Raw genomic sequence first — 10,349 nt, forward strand, 5'->3', positions numbered from 1 at the left:
TCCATGACGATACTCCTATGAACGGTAACGTCAGCAGTTACGATACGCCTGCCGGAGCAGTCCATACCATTAACTGGAAAGCGAAGTTCGGCGGGATGACGGTCTCCGAAGCGCAGCACCTGAAGGAACTGGAGCAGGAGAACAACAAGCTCAAGCGCCTGTTGGCCGAATCGATGCTCGACAACGCCGCGTTGAAGGACCTGCTGGCTCGAAAGTAGCAAGCCCGCAGGCCAAGCGCGAGGCAGTCCGGATATTGATGACCGAACGTGCCATGGGTGTTACCCGGGCCTGCGGGCTGGTAGGGATTTCGCGCTCGCTGTTCCGCTACGAATCACGTCGCCGGGTTGACGACGAAACGCTGACTGGCCGCATGATGGCCATCGCGGCGCAGAAGCCGTCGATACGGCTATCGCTGGATTCACGTGCTGTTGCAGCGTGAGGGCTGCTACGCCAACCACAAGCGAATCTGGCGCCTGTACAGTAAGGCGGGACTGAGCGTGCGCAAGCGGCGACGCAAGCGTATTGCAGCTGTCGAGCGCATGCCGCTGCCGTTACCAACAGGCCGGAATCAGAGTTGGTCGATGGACTTTCTATGGTCCACCCGCAAACCGCAAGCGTAGCTGGTGGCGATAGACGACTCGCGTTTATCTATCCGGCCTATAGCGATCCGATCGAAGCCGGATCTGGCCTGCATGATGAGGTCGCACGCTTCCGTCCCAATTAGTGGCGCGACATGATGTCTGCCGGAAGTCCAGACGGGTTTGGGGAAGCGACGGATGGTCGTTTGCGCCATGCTGATTGGCTGCGCGAGCTGCGGAAAGTAACGGTGGTCAGGGGTAGAGCTATCGGTCTGCTGTGATTCCGGTGCGGTAGTTCAGGTTAAACTCCGCGCCGCTTCGCACGACAGCCCATGCAATGCGTACGAGTTTGTTTGCCAGTGCGCAGACTGCAACGTGCGCATGCCGGCGTTCGGCAAGTTGGATTAGCCAGTGCTGGATCGGATCGTTGGGATGCTTGTCTTTCCATACCCATAGCGCGCGGGCGCCCTGCACGAACAGGCGACGCAGATAACTGTTTCCCCTCTTTGTAATAACTAGCAAACGTGGCTTGCCGCCGGTCTGGTCGAGATCGCGAACGGCAGCAGCAGCACGGTCGAGCCGATCATGCTGCCGGTCGCGTTGACGAGCGGATCGACGCCGGTCAGCTTGCGCATCGTGTAGTTGGCCGCGATGCCGTACAGCAGCGTCGCGCCGAGCGCCGCGGCGGCGGCGAGCGCGGTTGCACCGGCGCCGGTATCGCCGTGCGCGCTCGCGATCTGATCCCAGACTAGCGTCACCACGCTTGCGAAGCCGATCACGAGGCCGAGCGCGCGCGGCAGCGACAGCTTGTCCTTCAGCCACAGTCGGCGACGAGCGCGCCCCACAGCGGCGTCGTTGCGTTTATCACCGACGTCACGCCGGCCGACAGCGTCAGTTTGGCGAATGCGAACAGGCAGAACGGCGCGCCCGAGTTCAACACGCCGACCACGAAGAGTGGCCATGCATGGCGGCGCAGCCGGGCGCCGAGATCGGCGGGCTGGAAGCGGGGCAGCGAAAGCCCGGCAAGAAACAGCTCGCCGATGCCCACGCGCAGCGCCATCAGCGACGCCGATCCGGATGAACAGGATCGACGCGCCCCACAGGGCCGCGAGCGCGGTTAGCAGAAGTGCGTTCTTGGGCGCCATCGAATATGGGTCGGACGGTCGGGGAAGTGGTGCAGAGAATCTTACATTGCGGAGCCGATACTTTCATGAAAGTATAAATCCCTATAGGAAAGTGGCTTGACAGCGGTATTTTGAGTGCCAACACTTGCTTGCCTCGGGGCTAATGGCCGACAACCTACTCGAGGCCTATGGCAGTAGGTGGCGGCAGCCAAGCTGGATAAGCGGCGAACCATGTAAGAGCGCAGGGAGGTCAATCTAGATCACACAATTCGTCTCAAGTGATTTTGACTGCGAATTAAAGGATTAATGAAAAGAGGAATAAGCGGCTTGGCATAAATCCCTAACTTGGTCACCCGTATTCGGGCGTGGTTGCTTGTGAAGTTCATTCTGACGATAGTCAGTTAATGAAAATTGAAAATAAAGTAATAGGTTTGGAGAATCCATGAAGAATTATTATATCTGTGTTGCGGTTATGGCTGCATTTTCGGGATCGGCTCTTGCTCAGAATGCTGTTACGCTCTACGGTCTGATTGACGAAGGTTTTGACTACACGAACAATGTGCATGGGAATCACGCATATGAACTGCAAAGCGGATATGTCCAAGGGAGCCGGTGGGGCCTGAAGGGGGCAGAAGATCTGGGCGGCGGTCTGAAAGCTGTGTTTCAGTTGGAAAATGGCTTCAACGTCAACAACGGAAAACTCGGGCAGGGTGGACTCATGTTCGGTCGCCAGGCATACGTCGGCCTCTCAAGTCAAACTTACGGCACTATTACTCTTGGTCGACAGTATGATTCGGTAGTTGATTATCTGGCACAAACAACGGCCAACGGAAACTGGGCGGGTTACTTGTTCGCTCATCCTTTTGACAACGACAACACGGACAATTCGTTTCGTGTAAATAATGCCGTCAAGTATGCGAGCCCGACAATCGCCGGCTTTCAGTTCGGGGGAACGTATAGTTTCAGCAACAGCACGAGTTTTGCAAATAATCGCCAGTACAGTATCGGTGGGCAGTATTCAAATGGGCCCCTGCTCGTTGCTGCTGCGTACCTGCAAGCCAGTAGCCCTTCGTCGACGGCTGGTGGTGCCATTAACAATGGTGGCGATGCCAATTTCTTGGCGGACCGGTTGCGCATCTTCGGCGCAGGCGTCAACTACGCGGTAGGCAGCGCAACGATTGGCTTCTCGTACACGAATACGACCTTGAAGAATCCGATCGCCAATATCGGATACATGTCCAGCACCGAGTCGATTCTGCCTAGTCCGACAGGGGCACTCGCTGGGGGTACTCTGACTCGCCTCAGATTCCAGAATTTTGAGCTGAACGCGCTGTATCAGGTCACACCGGCGTTTTCTCTCGGTGCTATGTATGTTTACACGATGGAAAACTACGACACGACCGCTGGTAGTGCAAAGCCGAAAGTACACAGTGCGGGGTTGATGGCTGATTACAATTTGTCGAAGCGGACGGACATATATATTCAGGCGGCGTATCAAAAAGTGGCTGGGGATAAAACTACATCTTCATTGGATCAGGCATATGTGCCAGGCGCCGCAGATCTTTCAGATAGCTCAAAGCAATTCGTCGCTCGTATTGGGATGCGTCACAAATTTTAAGTAAAGCTATGCGCGATTCCGGAGGAGTCGCGCATCGTGTACCAATGCAGAATTATGAATAGCCGCGCGTCTGACGTGCTTGCTCGGATAGCGGACGCCATGAATGGAAGGAGACTAAGGTGGATATATTTATCCAGCAAATTCTTAACGGTCTGGTGCTCGGCAGTGTGTACGCCATCATCGCGTTGGGCTACACGATGGTGTACGGCATTCTCGGCATCATCAACTTCGCACACGCGGACGTGCTGATGGTTGGCGCGATGGTCGCCCTGTCGGCCATCACCGTGCTGCAGAACCATTTCCCCGGACTCGGCAACGTCGCGACACTGACGATCGGCCTGGGCATCGCCGCAGTCGTCTGTGCATTCGTCGGCTTCACGATCGAACGGGTCGCCTACCGGCCGCTGCGTCGCGCACCGCGCCTCGCCCCGCTGATCACCGCGATCGGCGTGTCGATCCTGCTGCAGACCGCCGCGATGATCATCTGGTCGCGCAACCCGCTGCCGTTCCCGCAATTGCTGCCGACCGATCCGATCAACGTGATCAAGGCTACCGACACGACGCCCGGCGCCGTGATCTCGGTGACTGAAATCGTGATCATCGCGGTGGCGTTCATCGTGATGGGCGGCCTGCTGCTGCTCGTGCACAAGACCAAGCTCGGCCGCGCGATGCGCGCGATCGCCGAAAGCCCGAACACCGCGAGCCTGATGGGCGTGAACCCGAACTTCGTGATCTCCGCGACGTTCATGATCGGCTCCGCGCTCGCCGCGCTGGCCGGCGTGATGATCGCGTCGGAATACGGCAACGTCCACTTCTACATGGGCTTCATTCCCGGTCTAAAGGCGTTCACGGCTGCGGTGCTGGGCGGCATTGGCAACCTCGCGGGTGCGATGGTTGGGGGGCTGGTCCTTGGATTTATCGAGCAGCTCGGGGCCGGCTATATCGGCAACCTCACGGGCGGCGTATTCGGCAGTAACTACCAGGACGTGTTCGCCTTCGTCGTGCTGATCATCGTGCTGGTGTTCCGTCCGTCCGGCCTGCTGGGCGAACGTGTCGCGGATCGCGCGTAACGGAAGGGAGCAAACAACATGACATCCATTCAACCGATCGAATCCTCGACGTCGCTCGTCGAAGAGCGCAACACCACCAAGACCGTCATCATCGGCCTCCTGACCGCGGTCTTCGTGATCGCGGCGCCGATCATCATCGGCTCGGCCGGCGGCAACTACTGGGTCCGCGTGCTCGACTTCGCGATGCTGTACGTGATGCTCGCGCTGGGCCTGAACGTGGTGGTCGGCTTCGCCGGCCTGCTCGACCTCGGCTACATCGCGTTCTACGCGGTGGGTGCGTACACGGCGGCATTGTTGAGCTCGCCGCACCTGAGCTCGCAGTTCGAGTGGATCGCGGCGCTCGCGCCGAACGGGCTGCACATCCCGTTCCTGATCATCGTGCCGATCGCAATGGCGCTGGCGGCGACCTTCGGGATCCTGCTCGGCGCGCCGACGCTGCGCCTGCGCGGCGACTACCTGGCGATCGTGACGCTCGGCTTCGGTGAAATCGTCCGGATCTTCATGAACAACCTCGACCGTCCGGTGAACATCACCAACGGCCCGAAGGGGATCACGGGCATCGATCCGGTGCACATCGGCGACTTCAGCCTCGCGCAGACGCACTCGCTGTTCGGGATCCAGCTGCCGTCGGTCTACATGTACTACTACCTGTTCGTGCTGTGCTCGCTGCTGGTGATCTGGGTGTGTACGCGCCTACAGCACTCGCGTATCGGCCGTGCATGGGCGGCGATCCGCGAAGACGAGATCGCGGCAAAGGCGATGGGCATCAACACCCGCAACGTGAAGCTGCTCGCATTCGCGATGGGCGCGTCGTTCGGCGGCCTGTCGGGCGCGATGTTCGGATCGTTCCAGGGCTTCGTGTCGCCGGAATCGTTCACGTTCTGGGAATCGATCGTCGTGCTCGCGTGCGTGGTGCTCGGCGGCATGGGACACATCCCGGGCGTGATCCTGGGTGCGGTGCTGCTCGCGATCTTCCCGGAATTCCTGCGCTCGACGATGAGCCCGCTGCAGCATGCGCTGTTCGGTCATGACATCGTCGATACGGAAGTGATCCGTCAGGCGCTGTACGGCCTCGCGATGGTGGTCATCATGCTGTACCGCTCGGAAGGCCTGTGGCCCGCGCCGAAGCATGAGGACAAGATCGCGAAACTGGCGAAGCGCGCCAGCAAGAAGCCGGTGCGCGCTTAACCTACGGACAAGGGGATACACACATGAGCGACAAACAAATCCGACTGTCCGTCAAAGGCGTGAACAAGCGCTTCGGTGGCCTGCAGGCGCTGTCCGACGTCGGCCTCGAGATCAAGGAAGGCGAGATCTATGGCCTGATCGGCCCGAACGGCGCCGGCAAGACGACGTTCTTCAACGTGATCACGGGCCTCTATACGCCGGACTCCGGCGAGTTCAAGCTCGACGGCACGGAATACAAGCCGACCGCGGTGCATCAGGTCGCGAAGACGGGCATCGCGCGCACGTTCCAGAACATCCGCCTGTTCGGCGGGATGACGGCCCTCGAGAACGTGATGGTGGGCCGCCACGTGCGTACCAAGCACGGGCTGCTCGGCGCGGTGTTCCAGACGCCGGCCGAGCGCCAGGAAGAGCGCGAGATCAAGGAACGCGCGATCGAGCTGCTCGAATACGTCGGCGTGCTGCAGTACGCCGACTACACGTCGCGCAACCTGTCGTACGGCCACCAACGCCGTCTCGAGATCGCGCGTGCACTGGCCACCGACCCGAAGCTGCTCGCGCTCGACGAGCCGGCGGCCGGGATGAATGCGACCGAGAAGGTCGAACTCACGCGCCTGCTCGACAAGATCCGCTCGGACGGCCGCACGATTCTCCTGATCGAGCACGACGTGAAGCTCGTGATGGGGCTGTGCAACCGGATGACGGTGCTCGATTACGGCAAGGTGATCGCCGAGGGTCTGCCGCAGGACGTGCAGAAGAATCCGAAGGTGATTGAGGCATATCTCGGCGCAGGGGTGCACTGATGGCAGCGGCAATGTTGAAAATCAAGGGCTTGCAGGTCAACTACGGCGGCATCCAGGCCGTCAAGGGCGTTGACATGGAAGTCCGCCAGGGCGAACTCGTGACGCTGATCGGCGCGAACGGCGCAGGCAAGACCACGACGATGAAGGCGATCACGGGTCTCAAGGCGTATTCGGCAGGCGACATCGAGTACGAGGGCAAGTCGATCAAGGGCATTCCGACGCACGAGCTGCTCAAGCGCGGCCTCGCGATGGTGCCGGAAGGCCGCGGGATCTTCGCGCGGATGTCGATCGTCGAGAACATGCAGATGGGTGCATATCTGCGCAACGACGGCGAGCAGATCAAGAAGGACGTCGACCGCATGTTCGGCTTCTTCCCGCGCCTGAAGGAGCGTGCGACGCAGCTCGCGGGCACGCTGTCGGGCGGCGAGCAGCAGATGCTGGCGATGTCGCGCGCGATCCTCTCGAAGCCGAAGCTGCTGCTGCTCGACGAACCGTCGATGGGCCTGTCGCCGATCATGGTCGAGAAGATCTTCGAAGTGGTGCGTGAAATCTCGAAGGAAGGCATCACGGTGCTGCTGGTCGAGCAGAATGCACGCCTCGCGCTGCAGGCGGCCGACCGCGGCTACGTGATGGATTCGGGCACGGTCACGATGGAAGGCGATGCGAAGCAGATGCTCGACGATCCGAAGGTGCGGGCTGCATATCTTGGGGAGTAGTCACAAGTGATCTTAGCCGCTCCTGGTTTCGAGACGACGTCACGTACCGAGACTGGATGAGTATTCGTCAGCGATGTCTGCGAGGAGGCATATCCTGAAACTGGTCGCACTGGAAGCCGTGGTTTGACTCAGTTGCCCCACCACCAAGAATCTGGGCGGGGCACTGACGGCATTAGAACGTTGGAGGAGTGTTAACCCAGAGTACCTTGGTTGTGACCGACGCGTCGTTGGCGTAGCGATGCCCGAGTTCTGAATCAAAATAGAAGGCGTCGCCCGCTTCAAGTGTGTAGCTTCCTTGGTCAACGAGGAGCTTGAGGCGGCCTTCAAGTACGAAGCCAAACTCCTGACCTTTATGTGAGATCGCTTCGTTGCTTCCACCTTTGGGTTCGATGACATGGATACTTACCTGAAGTAGGAATTCAGGGCCTGACGGAACCAGATTCTCCAGCGTCACTCGATTGCCGGAACGCTTGTGCCCAGTTTTGAGAACGGCGCGTTCATCCTTTCGTACGATGTAAACGTCGGCGTCGCCTTTCTCAGCCGAGGCAAAGAGGGCGCTCATGTTGATGCCGAGAGCCTGAGTAATGCGATGGAGGCTAGCAAACGAAGGCTGTGACACGTTGTTTTCGATCTTCGACAGATAGCCTTCGGTGACCCCAGCCTTGGTAGCCACCTCTTTAAGACTCAACCCCATGAGCATGCGGCTGTGTTTGAGTCGCACCCCCACCTTGACCGGCATTTCGTCACTCACGGATGTCCTCCTTCCAATATTTTTTTGCCCAGGCAGCGTTGTTACTTTTCCTGATAGGAAAGATTGTGTCTCACCGGAAAAGCAAAGTCTAGGCATTGAAAAGATGGGGGAGGATCACTCTTCCGCTCCGCATCGGACGGACGGGAGGGATAGGGAGCGTCGCGATGTTACGTACAGCAGTCCCAGCAAGCCAGCCTGCTGTTCGCGTCCCGGCAGTCAATGAAATAATAGTTCCCTTCAGGAAAGATGCTTGACTAAATGTTTCTGATGCTCAACACTCAGTCAAAACGTGGTGCCCCTAGAGCTCCTCCGTATCGCTATCGCGGCAGCGGGTGGTGTGACGCTGCGGTTCGATCCTGGTGGCTACACCCGAGGCGGAAGAGGTCGGTGGAGTCCGAGTTGAGAAGACGGTCGGTCTCAAGGGATGGGCATAGGGGTGTAAGCAATTCGTCGTTGCCTAAACCACGTGCCTGCAAACCTACGATCAAAGCGACCGATTTATGCATAAGTTCTCCAGTTCGCAAGACGCTGCACGTCAGAGCATGCTCCAATCCAGCCAGCCCGTTTATCAACAAGACTGCACTCCAACCTCACTCGAATGGATTTCCAAGCTCGTGAGTTTCGACACCACAAGCCGCGAGTCCAACTTGGGGTTAATCGAGATGGTGCGTGATTACCTTCGTCGCGAGGGAATTGAGTCATCGCTGACATACGACCCCTTCGACCGCAAGGCGAATCTATTTGCGACGATCCCTGGCGCGAGCGGTGCCACTCAAGGTGGTGTTGTCCTCTCCGGGCACACAGATGTCGTGCCCGTTGATGGCCAGATGTGGGACTCTGATCCTTTCAAGGCTGAAGTGCGAGGCGACAAGTTGTACGGTCGCGGCACGTGCGACATGAAGGCATTTATCGGCACAGCGCTTGCACTCATCCCGGAAATGCGACGTGCGTCCTTGCAGCAACCTATGCACCTTGCGTTGTCGTATGACGAGGAAGTGGGTTGTTTGGGGGCGCCAGTGATGTTGCAAGAGCTGAAGTCGCGCGGAATTCGGCTTGACGGCTGTATCGTTGGTGAGCCAACCTCAATGCGAGTGGTCGTTGCGCATAAGAGTCAGAATAGCTACCGTTGCTGCGTCCGCGGACATGCGGCGCATTCCTCCCTCACCCCGAGCGGGGCTAATGCCATCGAGTATGCGGCACGCTTGATCTGCTTCATTCGTGACCTTGCCGATGAGCTGCGCGCCAACGGTCCGTTCGACGATGCATTTGATGTTCCTTTTAGCACCGGCCAAACCGGCACAATTCACGGTGGAATTGCTCTCAATACAGTTCCCGACAGGTGTGAATTTTCCTTCGAATACCGTACCCTTCCTGGCATCGACCCGCAGCGCATCTTCGAGCGTATTAAGGCGTATGCACACGGAACCCTCTTGCCCAAAATGCATGCGGAGCATCCCGATACGGCAATTGAATTGGCTCAGATTGCTGCGGTGCCTTCATTGGATAGTTCAGAGCAGGAAGCGATCGCGAAATTGGTGCGAGCGTTGACCTTGGATAGAGAGCGCCGAAAAGTTGCATACACGACAGAAGCCGGTCACTTTCAGCTTGCGGGTATACCGACAGTGCTATGTGGGCCAGGAGATGTCCTGCAGGCGCATAAGCCCAACGAATTCGTCGCCCTCAGTCAAATCGCGCAATGCGAGGCCTTTCTGCGCAAGGTCATTCGCAGCCTAGAAGAGTCGTCGATCTAGCGTGGCCTCAATGACTTGTTAGTTGCCCGCGATAGGCGTAGTGGTCGCTTGCTGGTTCCAGCCGTGGCGCCCATTAAATTTGCCGGTGATGGAACCAAGTCATGCAGCGCTGGCGCCGGCCACACAACCCGGGACGCACGTCCACCGGTGGTCCTTGCTGGCCACCCGTTCTGTTTCGACTTGAGCTGTGGGGAGGATGAAATGCATGAAAGGTGGCGATTGCTAAGGACATTCTGTGTGAGCAAGGCTCAGGCAATAGTGCTCTGCCTGTTAGGCCTCTACTTTGGGTACGAGGCTGCCGCTTCATGGATAGACCAAATCTTGGCCTCACATTGCAAGTAGCTGAATGAGATCGGCGGGTCCATGCGCCAGTGGAACAGTTGGTTCGGATTCACTCCGTGCTGACGCGCGACCATCGAAACGGATTTCCCCGGCTCGAAACTCTCGCGAACCATCGCCAGCTTCTGCTCCGCCGTCCAGCGCCGCCGGCGCTCCGGGCCCGTCAACACTTCCATCACTTCCTGCCTGCTGTTAGTCAAAAACACAGTCTTATGCCCACCCAGGCAATCGCCTCGGCACGCGCGCGCAAGTAGTGAAATTAGCCGGGCTCAGTCAGTTGAATCGACGCGTGGTTTGAAGGCGGTGGGCGGGGTGTCATCGCGCCGCCGCCGCCGGCTGTCAAACGCATTTGAAATCTGAGCCACTTCGCGCCTGATCGCGCAAAGTAAAACTGAGCCAGTCGTTACCTCTTCG

General features: G+C 58.6%; 11 protein-coding genes and 2 pseudogenes. 9 read left to right on the forward strand and 4 right to left on the reverse strand.

Annotation, left to right across the window (positions count from 1 at the left end):
• The 3 genes from DIE11_RS36665 to DIE11_RS35520 all read left to right on the forward strand — a co-directional run.
• A partial coding sequence (locus DIE11_RS36665; RefSeq protein WP_221622486.1) for a transposase occupies nucleotides 1–218 on the forward strand: 218 nt, incomplete at its 5' end.
• A 38-nt stretch (nucleotides 219–256) separates the two neighbouring features.
• Nucleotides 257–439, forward strand: a complete 183-nt coding sequence (locus tag DIE11_RS35515) for a hypothetical protein (RefSeq protein WP_124489864.1) — start codon at nucleotides 257–259, stop codon at nucleotides 437–439.
• Entirely contained in the window at nucleotides 423–620 is a 198-nt protein-coding gene (locus tag DIE11_RS35520; protein ID WP_185633881.1) for a hypothetical protein, read from the forward strand. Before DIE11_RS35515 ends, DIE11_RS35520 begins: the two co-directional genes overlap by 17 nt.
• A gap of 222 nt (nucleotides 621–842) precedes the next feature.
• Here DIE11_RS35520 and DIE11_RS37605 read toward each other — a convergent pair whose 3' ends face one another.
• Nucleotides 843–1,100, reverse strand: coding sequence for a hypothetical protein (locus DIE11_RS37605; RefSeq protein WP_409364599.1), 258 nt, complete (start codon nucleotides 1,098–1,100; stop codon nucleotides 843–845).
• Between the two features lie 8 nt (nucleotides 1,101–1,108).
• Nucleotides 1,109–1,723: pseudogene (locus DIE11_RS35530) on the reverse strand (DMT family transporter); the annotation flags it as partial.
• A 421-nt stretch (nucleotides 1,724–2,144) separates the two neighbouring features.
• Between DIE11_RS35530 and DIE11_RS35535 the strand changes: the two are divergent.
• From DIE11_RS35535 to DIE11_RS35555, 5 genes are all read left to right on the forward strand, one after another.
• Nucleotides 2,145–3,320 carry a porin gene (locus DIE11_RS35535; protein WP_124489865.1) on the forward strand — a complete coding sequence of 392 codons (1,176 nt, stop codon included), beginning with the start codon at nucleotides 2,145–2,147 and terminating at the stop codon, nucleotides 3,318–3,320.
• A gap of 119 nt (nucleotides 3,321–3,439) precedes the next feature.
• Entirely contained in the window at nucleotides 3,440–4,390 is a 951-nt protein-coding gene (locus tag DIE11_RS35540; protein WP_124489866.1) for a branched-chain amino acid ABC transporter permease, read from the forward strand.
• A gap of 18 nt (nucleotides 4,391–4,408) precedes the next feature.
• Nucleotides 4,409–5,578 (forward strand): ABC transporter permease subunit, encoded by a 1,170-nt coding sequence (locus DIE11_RS35545; RefSeq protein ID WP_047852538.1) that lies wholly within the window; start codon nucleotides 4,409–4,411, stop codon nucleotides 5,576–5,578.
• A gap of 23 nt (nucleotides 5,579–5,601) precedes the next feature.
• Complete coding sequence (locus DIE11_RS35550) at nucleotides 5,602–6,378, forward strand: ABC transporter ATP-binding protein (protein WP_011352945.1); 777 nt, start codon at nucleotides 5,602–5,604, stop codon at nucleotides 6,376–6,378.
• Nucleotides 6,378–7,094 (forward strand): ABC transporter ATP-binding protein, encoded by a 717-nt coding sequence (locus DIE11_RS35555; RefSeq protein WP_089426143.1) that lies wholly within the window; start codon nucleotides 6,378–6,380, stop codon nucleotides 7,092–7,094. The genes DIE11_RS35550 and DIE11_RS35555 overlap by 1 nt, the downstream gene beginning before the upstream one ends.
• Nucleotides 7,095–7,266: 172 nt before the next feature.
• On the opposite strand, the gene DIE11_RS35560 is transcribed toward DIE11_RS35555, so the two are convergent.
• Complete coding sequence (locus DIE11_RS35560) at nucleotides 7,267–7,845, reverse strand: cupin domain-containing protein (protein WP_221622487.1); 579 nt, start codon at nucleotides 7,843–7,845, stop codon at nucleotides 7,267–7,269.
• 542 nt (nucleotides 7,846–8,387) lie between these two features.
• Here DIE11_RS35560 and argE point away from each other — a divergent pair.
• Nucleotides 8,388–9,596, forward strand: coding sequence for an acetylornithine deacetylase (gene argE, locus DIE11_RS35565; RefSeq protein WP_124489868.1), 1,209 nt, complete (start codon nucleotides 8,388–8,390; stop codon nucleotides 9,594–9,596).
• A 365-nt stretch (nucleotides 9,597–9,961) separates the two neighbouring features.
• On the opposite strand, the pseudogene DIE11_RS35570 reads toward argE, so the two are convergent.
• Nucleotides 9,962–10,111, reverse strand: a pseudogene (locus tag DIE11_RS35570) (transposase); the annotation flags it as partial.
• Nucleotides 10,112–10,349: the final 238 nt, after the last annotated feature.

Origin of the sequence: Burkholderia sp. Bp9012, from assembly GCF_003853825.1 — a bacterium.
Classification (GTDB): domain Bacteria; phylum Pseudomonadota; class Gammaproteobacteria; order Burkholderiales; family Burkholderiaceae; genus Burkholderia; species Burkholderia diffusa.